9 protein-coding genes and 1 pseudogene are annotated in these 14252 nt (G+C 39.7%); 6 read left to right on the top strand and 4 right to left on the bottom strand.

Translation table 11 applies throughout. The features are described from left to right. Nucleotides 1-375 precede the first annotated feature (375 nt). The 6 genes from F981_RS14830 to F981_RS14805 all read left to right on the top strand — a co-directional run bounded on the left by F981_RS14830 (nucleotide 376) and on the right by F981_RS14805 (nucleotide 9920). Nucleotides 376-2166 carry an ABC transporter substrate-binding protein gene (locus F981_RS14830; RefSeq protein ID WP_409360507.1) on the top strand — a complete coding sequence of 597 codons (1791 nt, stop codon included), beginning with the start codon at nucleotides 376-378 and terminating at the stop codon, nucleotides 2164-2166. 19 nt (nucleotides 2167-2185) lie between these two features. Continuing rightward, nucleotides 2186-3994 carry an ABC transporter substrate-binding protein gene (locus tag F981_RS14825; protein ID WP_004722895.1) on the top strand — a complete coding sequence of 603 codons (1809 nt, stop codon included), beginning with the start codon at nucleotides 2186-2188 and terminating at the stop codon, nucleotides 3992-3994. A 67-nt stretch (nucleotides 3995-4061) separates the two neighbouring features. Beyond that, entirely contained in the window at nucleotides 4062-6071 is a 2010-nt protein-coding gene (locus tag F981_RS14820; RefSeq protein ID WP_035371682.1) for a M3 family metallopeptidase, read from the top strand. Nucleotides 6072-6085: 14 nt separating this feature from the next. Further along, a complete protein-coding gene (locus tag F981_RS14815; RefSeq protein ID WP_004722891.1) occupies nucleotides 6086-7024 on the top strand; it encodes an ABC transporter permease in 939 nt (312 codons plus the stop codon). 8 nt (nucleotides 7025-7032) lie between these two features. Next, nucleotides 7033-8172, top strand: coding sequence for an ABC transporter permease (locus F981_RS14810; protein WP_004722888.1), 1140 nt, complete (start codon nucleotides 7033-7035; stop codon nucleotides 8170-8172). A gap of 11 nt (nucleotides 8173-8183) precedes the next feature. Further along, nucleotides 8184-9920: an ABC transporter ATP-binding protein gene (locus F981_RS14805; protein WP_004722886.1), complete on the top strand. Its 1737-nt coding sequence runs from the start codon at nucleotides 8184-8186 to the stop codon at nucleotides 9918-9920. Between the two features lie 217 nt (nucleotides 9921-10137). On the opposite strand, the gene F981_RS23375 is transcribed toward F981_RS14805, so the two are convergent. The 4 genes and pseudogenes from F981_RS23375 to F981_RS14790 all read right to left on the bottom strand — a co-directional run bounded on the left by F981_RS23375 (nucleotide 10138) and on the right by F981_RS14790 (nucleotide 13386). Then, complete coding sequence (locus F981_RS23375; RefSeq protein ID WP_004722884.1) at nucleotides 10138-10572, bottom strand: hypothetical protein; 435 nt, start codon at nucleotides 10570-10572, stop codon at nucleotides 10138-10140. 506 nt (nucleotides 10573-11078) lie between these two features. Then, nucleotides 11079-11966, bottom strand: a pseudogene (gene rluB, locus F981_RS14800) (23S rRNA pseudouridine(2605) synthase RluB); the annotation flags it as partial. A 41-nt stretch (nucleotides 11967-12007) separates the two neighbouring features. Further along, nucleotides 12008-12598 (bottom strand): SMC-Scp complex subunit ScpB, encoded by a 591-nt coding sequence (gene scpB / locus F981_RS14795; RefSeq protein ID WP_004722881.1) that lies wholly within the window; start codon nucleotides 12596-12598, stop codon nucleotides 12008-12010. After that, nucleotides 12595-13386, bottom strand: coding sequence for a segregation and condensation protein A (locus F981_RS14790; RefSeq protein ID WP_004722880.1), 792 nt, complete (start codon nucleotides 13384-13386; stop codon nucleotides 12595-12597). Before F981_RS14790 ends, scpB begins: the two co-directional genes overlap by 4 nt. Nucleotides 13387-14252 lie beyond the last annotated feature (866 nt).

Genomic DNA, 14252 nt, shown 5'->3' with positions numbered 1-14252 from the left:
AATGATTAATTTGTTATTTATAGTGTTTGATAAAATAAGTGATCAATTTTGGAACGTGTGTGTACTTAAACTGTGCATTATGAGTAGTTCTGATAAACGATATCTAAATTTAATATTTAGATTGATACTAAAGATGACGATAGGATGTCAATCACAGATAATTATTGAATAAATGTAATTTTATTACGGTAAAAATAAACAAAATTTAGAAGGGGTAAGTGTAGTGGCATGATATTCGCTTTGTATTTAATACTGTTATATCGTTCAATTTTTCACTATTGTTAATTTAACGTTCTGGTTCGGCACCAAAGCAGCAATCGACAGGATGATGGTGCTGCCAGTATTCTGTTTAAATAATTTGATGAATAAAAATACATAGGTGTGAATTTGGAATCCAAGCTTTTACAATTTGCGTTGTTGGTCGGTGCAATGGGTTGTGGGGAAATGGCGATTGCGAAAACGCCTGCACAACCAAATAAAATCCTGAATTTGGCTTTTGAAGCACCAGATGATGGTTTTGATATGGTGAAAACCTATAATTTCTACAGTGGAAATATTGCAGAGGCGATATTTGAACCCTTACTCAAATATGATTATCTGGCTCGTCCCGTGGTATTGGTGCCCAATACGGCACAAGCATTGCCAAAAATAGAACAAGAGGGCAAGGTCTATACTTTTAAAATTCAGCCTGGCATTTATTTTACCGATGATCCTGCGTTCAAAGGCAAACGACGTGAATTGACTGCTCAAGATTATATTTATTCGATTCAACGTGTGAGTGATCCGAAAAACCATTCGCCTACCTATTCTTTTATTGATGGCAAAATTCAAGGCTTAGAGCAAGTGGTTGCCAATGCGAAAAAGATAGGCAAGTTTAATTACGATGCGCCTATTTCAGGGCTTAAAGCTTTAGACAAATACACCCTACAATTCACCTTAACCCGTGCAGATTATAATTTTCCTTATATTTTGGCCTATGTCACTTTTAGCGGAACAGCGCGTGAAGTTGTTGAGTTTTATGGTGATCGTATCGGGCAGCATCCTGTAGGTACAGGTGCTTATCAACTGAGTAAATACGTGCCGCGCAGTAAAATTGAGCTGGTGGCAAACCCTGACTATCGTGGCTTTATTTGGAATTATAAATCGACAGGAACGGCATGGGATAACCAACTTGTCAAAGAGATGTCGGGCAAAAAAATGCCCCAAGTCGGTAAGGTTGTCGTGAGTATTATTGAGGAAGAACAGTCAAGGTGGTTGGCATTTAAGTCAGGCCAATTGGATTTTGACAAATTAACCTCAAATGCGGTTCCACAGGCTTTAAACGGCACACAATTAAAACCAGAACTTAAACAACAGGGCATTCAACATTTTCCCAATAAAGACCCTGAAATCACCTATACCATGTTCAATATGAAAGATCCGATTGTGGGTGGTTATAGTCTAGACAAAATAGCACTACGCCGTGCCATTACATTGGCATATAACCAACAGGAAGCGATTAAGCAACTTTATAAAGGTCAAGCGGTTAGAGCTGAAATGTTGGTACCAGATGGGGTGCAAGGGCACAATGCTCAATATAGAAGTAGTGTTGCCTATAACCCGTTATTGGCCAATAAATTACTGGATCGATTTGGTTATAAGAAAGGCAAAGATGGTTATCGAACTTTACCCAACGGGCAGCCGTTTACGCTGAAATATAATACTGAAAATAGCTCAAGCTCAGTCATTCATTCTGAGTTATGGAAGAAAAACTTAGATGCTATTGGGGTGCGAGTTGAGTTTAAGGTCAGTAATTTTGCCGATAATTTAAAAGAGGCCATGCAGTGTAAACATATGATTTGGGGTGGGGCATGGATTGCTGATTTTCCTGAAGGAGAAAATTTTGCTCAGTTGCTTTACGGTCCGAACTCAGGCAAAGGAAATTTAAGTTGCTATCAATCCAAAGCTTATGATGCACTGTATCAGCAAGCGTTAACTTTACCGCCACAACAACGAACGCCGTTTTATGAAAAAATCAGTCGGCAGATAGAGGCAGATAACCCTTGGATTATTCATAGTACCCGTATTCGCAATTGGCTGTTGCAACCACAAGTTCAAGGCTATAAAGCACATCCAATGATCAATACCGTTTGGCAATACCTTGATGTTCAGCCAGTTAAAAAATAACCAGATGAAGTTGAATAAAATGATGAAGGATGATTTAAAGCAAAAGTTAAAGCAGATTGGGGTCAGTGCATTCTTGGGCGGTATGCTCCTGACAGGCACGATGAATGTATTTGCCAAAAGCCCAGCGGATCCAAATAAAGTTTTACGTTATGTTTTCCCCGTTGCAGAAACGGGTTTTGATCCAGCAGGCACACAAGATCTTTATTCTGCGCATGTGCATAATTCAATATTTGAAGGCTTATATACCTACGATTATTTAGCAACACCCGCCAAATTAGTACCCCGTACCGCGGTGAGCCTGCCTGAAGTCAGTGCTGATGGTTTAACCTATACTTTTAAAATTCAAAAAGGAATTTATTTTGCCAAAGATCCTGTATTTAAAGGCAAAGCCCGTGAATTAACCGCGCAAGACTATGTTTTTTCTTATAAACGGTTGTTAGACCCAAGTTTGCATTCGCCCAATAGTTGGTTGTTTGATGACAAAATTCTAGGCATGGACAAAGTGCTTGAGCAAGCTAAAAAAACAGGCAAGTTTAATTATGATCTACCTGTTGCAGGGCTTCAGGCCACAGATCGTTATACCTTGGTGATTAAACTAAAACAAGTGGATCAAAACTTCCCAATGCTGTTGGCACATCAACCAGCTGGCGCAGTTGCACGAGAAGTGATTGAACACTATCGAGATCGGTCTGGTTTTGCCATGGCCCATCCTGTCGGAACGGGTCCCTATGTCTTGGCAAAATGGACACCTGGCTCACGGATTATCCTGAAAGCCAATCCAGATTTTCGTGGTTATGTTTGGGATTTCAAAGCATCCACGCCAGAAGATCAAAAAATTGTAGATGCGATGAAAGGCAAAAAAATGCCGCAAATCGGTGTGGTCGATATTCAAGTGATGGAAGAATCACAATCACGCTGGTTATCATTTAGTAAAGATGAAACTGATTTATTTGTGTTGGATGGTGATCTCAGTGTTCAAGCCATCCAAGACGGTCAGCTTAAACCCGAACTTGCCAAAAAAGGTATTCAACTTTCCCGTATTGCCGATCCTTCAATTGATTATTATTACTGGAATATGCAAAACCCTGTTGTTGGTGGTTTGAGTAAAGAAAAAATTGCTTTACGCCGTGCCATGGCCATGGCCTTTTCACCTGATAATCAAATTAAGATTTTGATGAAGGGTGATGCACAACGCTTACAATTCCCCATCCCTTATGGGGTGATTGGGCATGATCCAAACTATAAAACCAGTATTCCTTATTCCGTCAAAGCGGCCAATTTACTGTTAGATCGTTATCATTATAAGGTTGCAGCCGATGGCTGGCGTACCTTGCCGAATGGCAAACCCTTACTGATTGAATTAACTGTTTATGGAAATAGTACACGTAGTCAGCAAAGTGCTGAATTTTGGAAAAAGACTTTAGACAATATCAAGGTCAAAATGACCACCAAATCCTTACCTTTTGCGGAAGGTTTAAAAGCTGAAAAACAATGTAAAACCATGTTTAAGGGATCAGCTTGGATTGCCGACTATCCCGATGCAGATAATTTTATGCAACTGTTTTATGGAAAGAATATCCATGCAACCAATAGTGCATGTATGAAAATACCTGAATATGATCGCTTATATGAACAAACCCAAAAATTGAAACCGGGTCCTGAGCGTGATGCTTTATATCATAAGATGGCGCGGATATTAGAAGTGTATATGCCGGTACAAATGGCGTCGACGCGTTATCGCAATGCTTTGGCGCAACCACGTGTCATCGGCTTTAAAAAGCATCCGATTATTCCATCGGAATGGATGTATTTTGATATGAAAAAATAATCTCTATCAAAAGCTTAAAAATAAACAGATTGAAATTTGAAAATGAATAAATGAAAGATTGGAGAAAATGAAAATGAAGCGATTTAAATTAACCACACTCTGTATGTTGTCAATGGGTATGGGGCAATGGGCCTTTGCAGAAACTGAACGCAGTACTTTACCCAAGTTTCAGGCGAAAGATATCCCGGCCCAATGTGATGCAAAAATTGCAGACGTTAAAACCAAGTTGGCTGAATTTGCCAAAGTTAAACTCAAAAATAATGCGCCTGCTGGAGCAGTATTGGCAAAGTGGGATCAAATTTTTGCAGAGTTTGAAGATTTTTATGGGCCAATTAATTTAGCCAGTAATGTTGACCCAAGCGCAGATTTACGTAAAGCCGCAGAAGATTGCGAAGTTAAAATCAGTCAGTTTCAAACTGAAGTCTATCAAGATGGAAAGCTTTATCAGCAAATTAAAAAAACCAAAGCAAGTGATGAGATTGACCGTAAATATCGCCAAGATATTTTAGATGGTTTTGAAGATACAGGGGTACAACTTCCCGCAGAAAAACAAGCACGTTTAAAAGTGATTTTAGATGAATTGACCAAGATTCAACAAGAATATGCCCGCAACATTCGAGATAATCCTGATAAATTAGAATTTACCCCAGCCGAGCTAAAAGGCTTACCAGAAAGTTATATTGCCAATCTAAAGAAAAATGAAAAAGGCAATTATCTATTGGGCTTTGACTACCCAGAATACCGTCCTTTTATGGAATTGGCAGACAGTGATGATGCACGTAAACGTTATCAAATTGCTTATACCCGCCGTGGTACTGAAAAGAATTTAGTATTACTTAAACAAGCGATTGATTTACGGCATGAACTTGCACAATTATTTGGTAAAGCCAGTTATGCCGATTGGGCATTGAAAAATCGTATGGCTAAGAATCCTGAAACGGTCAATAAATTTCTCAATGAAGTACATAGTACGGTTGCGCCATTAGAGAAAAAAGAAGTGCAAACACTGCGTGAATTTAAGGCCAAAAGCTTAAATATCCCAGTGGAAAAAGCGGAAATTAATCGTTGGAGTGAGGGCTATTGGAGCGAAAAATTACGTCAAGAAAAGTACAAAATTGACCAAGAAAAAATGCGTGAATATTTTCCGACCCAAGCATCACAAGATTGGTTATTTGCAATTTCATCAAATCTATATGGGATTGAATTTAAGCCTGCCAAAGTTGATGTCTGGCAAGATGAAGTTGAATATTACGATGTAACAGATCAGAAAACAGGTCAGCTTTTAGGTGGTTTATATATCGATAAATTTCCACGTGAAGGAAAGTATGGTCATGCAGCGGTGTGGGGCGTTAAGGGTGGCAGTACCCTGACCCAGCGTAAACCGATTTCAGCCTTAGTCACCAACTTTAACCGTAAAGGTTTAAACAGTGATGAACTGGAAACCTTTGTGCATGAGTTTGGACATGCCTTACATGGAATTTTGTCAAACACCCGTTACGCCTCGCAATCTGGTACCTCAGTCGAGCGAGATTTTGTTGAAGCACCGTCACAGATGTATGAAGAATGGGCACGTCGTAAAGAAACGCTGTCGACCTTAGCCGATTATTGTAAACCAGCCTGTCCACGTGTCGATGATGAATTAATTGGTAAATTAAAAGCCGTTAAAAACTATGGTCGTGGCTTGTTCTATTCTCGTCAAACCTTATACGCACAATACGATATGGCACTGCATACCGCAGATGCTTTAAAAACCCAGCCTTTAGATGTATGGAAAAAACTCGAAAACCAAACCGCCTTAGGGTATGTGCCGACCACAGAATTCCCAGGACAATTTGGTCATATTATGGGCGGATACCAAGTCGGCTATTATGGCTATATGTGGTCTGAAGTGATGGCCTTAGACATGCTTTCTGCTTTTGGCGATAACTTAAATAATCCAGAGGTTGGAGCACGTTATCGTAAAGCGATTTTGTCACAAGGTGGACAAAAGAAAGCAGAGCAGCTGGTGGTTGATTTCTTGGGCAGAGAACCGGATAACAAGGCATTCTTTCAAGAAATTACCGGTCAACGTGATTAAAAGGAATTAGAACTATGCTGGCATATATCACGCGCCGTATATGGCAAATGATTCCCACCATGTTGGGAGTCGTGTTGCTGATTTTCTTTCTATTTAACTGGGTGGGCGGAGATCCTGCTTATATCCTTGCTGGAAAAATGGCAAACCCTGAACAGATTGAAAATATTCGTCAGCAACTTGGGGTAGATCAACCATATTACGTTCAATTGTGGATTTTTATTAAGCAAATCCTGACTTTTGATTATGGCAATAGCTGGAGTACTGGGGAATCAGTTTCAAACATTATCCTGACCCGTTTAGGTCCATCGCTGACCATCATCATTCCACTGACAATTTTACAAACCGTGATTTCAATCATTCTGGCTTTGGCTGTTGCTTCGGTACGTGGTTCATTGACGGATCGTATGGTGATGTTGTTATGTACCATTGGGATGTCGATCAGTATTTTGGTCTATATCATCGTATTTCAGTACGGTCTTGCCTATAAGCTGGGATGGTTCCCTGTACAAGGTTGGAGCGATAGTCTCAGTGAAAATCTATTGCAATACGCACTATTGCCAATCTTAATCATGTTGGTGGTGAGTATTGCACCGACTTTACGTCTATACCGTAGCTTTGTCTTGGATGAAGTCAATCAGGACTATGTCCGTACTGCACGAGCAAAAGGAGTGGGTGAGGGACGTATCTTAGGCGTACATGTACTGCGTAATGCATCTATTCCGATTATTACCGATGTGATGTCGAGCCTGCCAGCGTTATTGATTGGGGCATTTTTAATTGAGCGATTTTTTGGTATTCCGGGGATTGGGCGAGAAGTCATTATTGCAGTAGAACGAAGCGACTTTCCAGTGATTAAGGCAATCACGGTCTATGTTGCCGCTGCGACCATGATTTTTAACCTGATCGCTGATTTGATTTATAAAGTGGTTGATCCACGCGTACAGTTGAAGTAGGTGGGATGATGCTCGGAATTTTATCGAAAAAAGTAGACGCCCAAGAACAACAGACTTCTCCTGGTTTATGGCGATTGGCGATGCGACGTTTAAAAGCAGATCGTATTGCTATGCTATCGTTATTGGTGTTGCTGTGTTATTTCATCATATTGGTACTCTCCATGACGGGTGTGGTTGCATCAAATTGGAATAAAGAAGTAGCCGTGAGTTATGCGCCACCTACATTTATCGGGGCAGATCAAAACACGCAAGATTCTGCAAAAAAAGCCGCAACTGTAGAGGCCTTACCTGAAAATCCTGTTGATCCTTTAAAAGATGTGATCAAAGAGTTAAATACTGAAATTGCAACAGAACAAGCTTCAGGTGGCGCGATTGACTACTACGGTATTCAAGATCCGCTTGCAGAAGATATGAAAGCCATTGATCAGCAATTGGGTGGGCATTTACTTGATCAGCAAAGTGAACTCAAACAAACCTTGCCTTTCGGTGCAGATAAATGGGGACAGGATGTTGTACTAAAAACCATTAAAGGCGCAGAAACCTCAATTATTGTGGGCTTGATCTCGGCATTGCTGGCCGTGGTAATCGGCACATTCTTAGGGGCAATTGCTGGTTATTTCGGTGGTTGGGTCGATGATATTCTAAACTGGTTTTATAACATTTTTACCTCGATACCTTATCTATTGTTGGTGTTGGCGATTGCTGCTGTACTGCAACAAAAGGGCATTCTTTCCATTGTTTTAATTTTGGGATTAACGGGGTGGACTGGAGTATTCCGTTTAATTCGTGCTGAATATATGAAACATAATTCACGCGAGTATGTACTGGCAGCCAAAGCAATTGGTGTCAGTAATACCCGACGGATGTTCGTGCATATTTTCCCCAATGTAAGTCATATTGCGTTGGTTCAGATGTCTATTTTGGTGGTTGCATTTATTAAGTCTGAAGTGATTTTAAGCTTCTTGGGCTTTGGTGTACCTGTGGGGGTGGTGTCATGGGGCAGCATGTTGAATGAGGCGCAAAGTGAGCTGATTTTAGGTAAATGGTGGCAATTGGTGGCAGCTTCAGTAGCGATGGCCGTGCTTGTGACCGCATTTTCAATGTTTACAGATGCATTGCGTGATGCATTAGACCCTAAACTAAAATAAGGAGCCTAAAGATGTCAGAACAACAAGCGACACCTCCTGTGCTACTCAGTGTTGAAAATCTGAGTGTGAGTTTTAAGGGTGAAAATAAGCAATTTATTGAAACCGTAAAAGGTATTTCGTTTCAGATTCCTGCCAATACTACTGTGGCCTTGGTTGGGGAATCTGGCAGTGGCAAATCCGTAACTTCATTGGCAACCATGGGTTTATTACCCAAAGGCCAATCTCGTATTGCTGAAAACAGTAAAATTATTTTTGAAGGCAAAGATTTACTCAGTTTAAGCAGTAAACAAATGCGTGCAATGTGTGGTAAAGACATTGCCATGATTTTTCAGGAACCGATGTCTTCACTTAATCCTGTGTTTACAGTGGGTGATCAAATCGCTGAAATTATGCGTATCCATTTAAATATGGGGCGTAAACAAGCACGACAACGCACTTTGGAATTACTCACTGAAGTTGGGATTCCATCCCCTGAAAGCAAGATTGATGCTTACCCCAGTCAACTGTCTGGCGGTCAACAACAACGGGTCATGATTGCTATGGCAATCGCCTGTGAACCCAAATTACTGATTGCTGATGAACCGACCACCGCATTAGATGTCACCATCCAAAAACAAATATTGGATTTGTTGGAGGCTTTACGTAAGCGCCGTCAAATGTCGATGTTGTTTATTACCCATGACTTGGCATTGGTGAGTGAAATTGCTGATGAGGTGATTGTGATGCGTCATGGTGAAATTCGTGAACAAGGTTTAGCAAAAGCTGTTTTAGAACAGCCACAAGATGCCTATACCAAAGCATTATTATTATGCCGTCCGCAACTTTCGCATCGTCCATATCGCTTACCCGTTATTAGTGATTTTATGCAAGCTCAAGACGCACCTGTGACTGAGGCGGTGAGTTTGCCTGAGGTGGATTTTGCGGAGCGCAAGCGAGGCCTTGTTGGCGGTGAAGAAATTATTTTAGAGGTACGTGATTTAAAAAAATCATTTTTTAGTCGTAAAGGGCTATTTGGCAAAGATGAGTTTCAGGCAGTCAAAGGGGCATCTTTCCAATTGGCGAAAGGTAAGACTTTAGGGCTCGTCGGGGAATCTGGTTCAGGTAAAACCACCATTGGTTTATTGTTGATGCGTTTGCAACAAGCTTCTGGCGGTCAAGCGTTATTTCAAGGTAAAGATATTTTGGCAATGTCTGAAAAAGAGTTTGCCCAGTATCAACGTAAGATTCAGATTATTTTTCAGAATCCCTATGCCTCACTTAATCCGCGTTTTACCGTGGGGCAAATTTTGATGGAGCCAATGCAAGTTCATAAAATTGGCGCAAATGATACTGAACGTAAAAAAATGGCTTTGGAATTACTGGAAAGAGTGAGCTTACCTGCGCAAGCCTTTGATCGTTATCCGCATGAGTTTTCTGGGGGACAACGTCAACGTATTGCAATCGCACGCTGTTTAACTTTAAAACCTGAAATTTTAATCTGTGATGAATCCGTCTCAGCACTCGATGTATCGGTTCAAGCACAAGTCCTGAACTTACTTCAAGATCTGCAAGATGAATTTGGCTTAAGTTATATTTTTATCTCACATGATTTGTCTGTGGTGAAATATATTTCGGATCAAATTATGGTGATGAACCATGGTGATATCGTTGAAATTGCCAATTCGGATGAGTTGTACCAGTCACCACAGCATGACTATACCAAACGCTTATTGAGTTCAATTCCACAAGGAACCAGACAGGTGATTTAGATTTTTGTTATGTGAGAGCTGCTGGATTCAGTTGCTGCCAGTCAGTGAAGGATTTCAAATCTTGCTCTTTGCGAAGTTGATACTTCTCACCTTTGAAAAAGGAGGGGGGTATTACTGAAGTTAATTAATTTAGTCTCAGGTTGCTCTCCCTCTTTTTCTAACAGGGAGAGCTACTGTTGTAGTAGCGCAAGGAGTATTTTATTGATATATAAAACGATTAAACTGATGCTTTTTGTTTAGGATAAATATACTTGCGATAGATAGGCATAAGAATAGGCAATAATAAAAAATGAAATAGGCTGGTTGCACAACTGATTAGAATAAAAGTGATTATATCAGGTGGTGAGTAAATCAGTATTATTACGCCATAGACTGGAATAACAATCGGTAAGATTGAACAGACTGCATAGCTAAGAAATGGTCTGCGAATGGCTGTTTCTGAGCAAAGTAAATAGGCATAGCTCCACATCCATAGGCCATAAATTGAGCATAAAATGACAACCTGAAAAAGTGGATAACCATAATCCTGTGGTTTCTTTCTAAGAAAATTGATCAGATACTCTGAATAAAACAGCCCTTGATATGCTATCGATATAGACGCAATAAACCAGATAAGAAATAAGGGAATGAGGATCAGGTATTTTTTATTCATCTTGTTATTACCATATTAAGATCATATTGCTTAAAGGATTTTGCACTGTTTTGTTTACAGCACAAGCTGAGGCATAGCCTACAGGAATATATTTAAACCTTAATGCATGATGTAGCGCATAGTTGAAACGAAAAAAAGCCACTATTTAAAAATAGTGGCTTTTGCTCTTTAAGTCTATTCAGAACTTAGAACTTTTTAAAACCTTTTGTCACAACAAACGGTTTTTTCTTTTCAGGTTGTTCACTACGTTCTTGGCGATCTGAACGATCTAGACGCTCGTTTGGATTATAACGGCCTTCTGAACGATTACGGTTTTGTTGATTGCCATAACGGTTTTCAGAACGGTTGCTATTAAAACTATTACCACGGTTGTCAGCACGCTCATTGTTGTAGCTGTTGCCACCAGAACGTGCTTTATTAAAGCGGTTTTCTGAGCGTTCATTGCGATTGTCAGTACGGTTTTCAGTGCGATTTTGACCATATTGGTTTGCACTTGGCTGAGCATCACGACGATCATTTTGATGGTTGTGAGCTTCTTCACCTTCGCTATCACGACGTTGTTGACGCAGGAATCCACCGTGACGCGCAGCCATAGGCTTGTCTTGCATACGTTCAGTACGACGTTTTGCCATACCAAATAAACCTGTGCCTTGACGTGGTTTAAGTTCAACAGCTTTGGTTAAATTATCGATATCAGTTTTATCAAGTTCCATCCAACGACCTGTACGAAGTTCACGAGGCAAAATCACAGTACCGTAACGAGTACGGAGCAAGCGACTTACTTTTAGACCTTGTGATTCAAAAATACGGCGAACCTCACGGTTACGACCTTCTTTTACAACGACTTGGTACCAGCGATTGATCCCTTCACCACCAATTTCAGAGAAAGATTCAAATTTTGCTGGACCATCATCTAAAACAACGCCATTTGTCATGTTGTTTTTGAGTTGAGGCGTTACTTCACCCATGACTCGAACTGCATATTCACGTTCGATTTCATTTGAGGGATGCATTAAACGATTGGCAAGTTCACCATCATTTGTAAAAAGTAATAAACCTGTTGAGTTGATATCTAGACGACCCACCATCACCCAACGGTCATTGGAAATGGGAGGTAAGTGATCAAACACAGTCGGGCGAGATTCTGGATCATTACGAGAACAGATTTCACCTTCAGGTTTGTAGTAAATCAATACACGACGACGAATTTCGTCTTCAATTTGGAACTGAACTTTACGACCATCGATGCGAAGCTCATCACCTGGTTCAATACGTTCGCCCACTTGAGCAACCTGCCCATTGACACTTACACGACCGGCGGCAATGACCTCTTCCATATAACGGCGAGAGCCCAAACCCACTCGTGCGAGTACCTTTTGCAATTTTTCACTCATGACAGCATAACCTTAGAAATAATCATCAACAGTGCACCTATTTAAGACTTGGCAGCTTGCGCATCCAAAATCATAAAAGCTTCCTTGGCATCCTGTAGGGGAGGCAATTGATCTAAAGACACTAGACCAAAAGCATTTAAAAATTGTGGCGTTGTCACTAACAACGCGGGTCTACCTGGGAGTTCTCGGTAACCAGATTCTTTAATCCAGTTCCAATCAAACAAAGTCCTGAGTATTTGACTATTATTTGTAACCCCTCGTATTTGCTCAATATCAGCACGGGTTACTGGCTGATGATAAGCGATCACTGCAACTGTTTCTAACAGTGACGGCGATAATCGAGTTGGTCGATCTGGCCAAACTTGCGCAATCACGTTACGGTATTTTGCCCGTACTTGAAAACGATAACCTTGAGCTGTTTCGACAAGTTCGATTGAACGACCATGTTGTAACACAGACAATTGCTGTAAATACTGTTGCAACTGTTGTTTAGAATACTGATTTTGAAATGCTTCTTTTAAGCGAGCAAGCGATACAGGGGCATCACTTGCAAAGATAATCGCTTCAAGTTGCATCAGAACTTCGTGATGTAATTCATCAACATTAAAGGCATTATTTTGATCAATGGTCATGCCGTTGCTCCTTGAATTGCAAGCGGGGCCTCAACACCAGAAGAAATAATTTGGACTTTTTGCTGACGGGTCAGCTCCAAGATTGCCATAAATGTAACCACCATGCCCATTCGACCTTGGTTTGGCTTGAGTAATTCTTGGAAACTGAGAACTTCTCCAGATTCAATCATATATTCGATATAAGCAATGCGTTCTTCAAGTAATACAGGTTCTTGTTCAATCTTATGGGTTATGGGTTCAGGGCGGTTAAAAATGCAATACAAGGCATCTTTTAACATCTCAACGTCATAACCTTCATACACTTTTGGAATATGACCAATCGCAACATGGGTCGTAAAAGTATCTCGGTCTAAAACAGGCATCTGGCCTAAACGTTCAGCTGCTTTTTTAATCCGTAAATAGGTCTCTAAGCGATCGATTAATTCCTGTTTTGGATCTTTTTCAATATGAATGGTTTTTGGTTTTGGCAATAACAAGCGAGATTTTAAATCTGCCAATAATGCTGCCATTACCATATAGTCAGCGGTTAACTCGATATTTAACGATTTCATACCGTCCATATAAGACAAGTATTGTGTTGCAATCGGGGCAATATCTAACTGTAAAAGATCGAAACCATTTTTTTGAATCAGATAAATTAAAAAGTCGAGTGGTCCTTCGAAATGTTCAAGCAGAATTTCGAATGCAGCAGGAGGAATATATAAATCCTCTGGAATTTCTTCTTGCCATTCATCCAATACACGGATGTTGGAAATGGATTCCATAGGATGCTGAGTTGCTTGAGTCATTACAGTTTATTAGCCACGCGAATTTTCAAAGGCATGTTTTATTCGTGTTACCACTCAATAGGTACAATAGGAGAGGGTGGTGACGAATTACAAAAAGATATTTGGCTTATTTTAATGGAAAAGTTAAGAGGAATACATTGTTTAATTATAAAAACCATAAAAAAACCTGAAAATAAATAGGGAATATTTCGTTTTGTGATGATTGAAAACGACTAAGCTACTCATTTTTATTGTAAATTTTTATATATTTTCAAGAAAAAAATTATCCATATTTTAATCGCATAATGTGAAGTGGATCAACTTTATATCCTGGGTGGGTTTGAATTGTTAGATTTTTTTACCTTCAATCCATTCTTTGCAAAATGATACTGACTCTATTATTGCATGCTTAAAATTATAGTTTTGCCCAAAATATTACGATGTTATTTAGTTGATTTTGGATATAACTGGATGGTGTATAAACATCTCAGCGAAATCGTTTAAGGCTATAAATATGAAAAAAATTAGTGAAGGATGTGTAAATAATTTTGTTTTCAAATATATACGGATTTTAAGTTATTAAAATCTTTGAATAGGTGACTTTTACCCAACAGCCTCACAATAGAAAAGTTAAATGATCAATCAAAATAATATTTTTGATCTTCATTTCTTCTCAATTCACTAAGCCAAGAAAAAAGCCAAATAGCAACCAACACAATACGGCGCAATACATTAGCAATCACATCAGTTTGTTTATATACGCTTTTAACAGCAATTTTGGTCACTCATCTATTGAGTTTTGATCAAACATCGTAGCCGCACAATCCATTTATTCATGATACTCACCCCTAAACATGAATTTGGTTCACTTTTTTGTGAAATTATAT

Source organism: Acinetobacter guillouiae CIP 63.46 (genome assembly GCF_000368145.1).
Lineage (GTDB): Bacteria > Pseudomonadota > Gammaproteobacteria > Pseudomonadales > Moraxellaceae > Acinetobacter > Acinetobacter guillouiae.
This window is presented reverse-complemented; position numbering and strand designations above follow the sequence as displayed.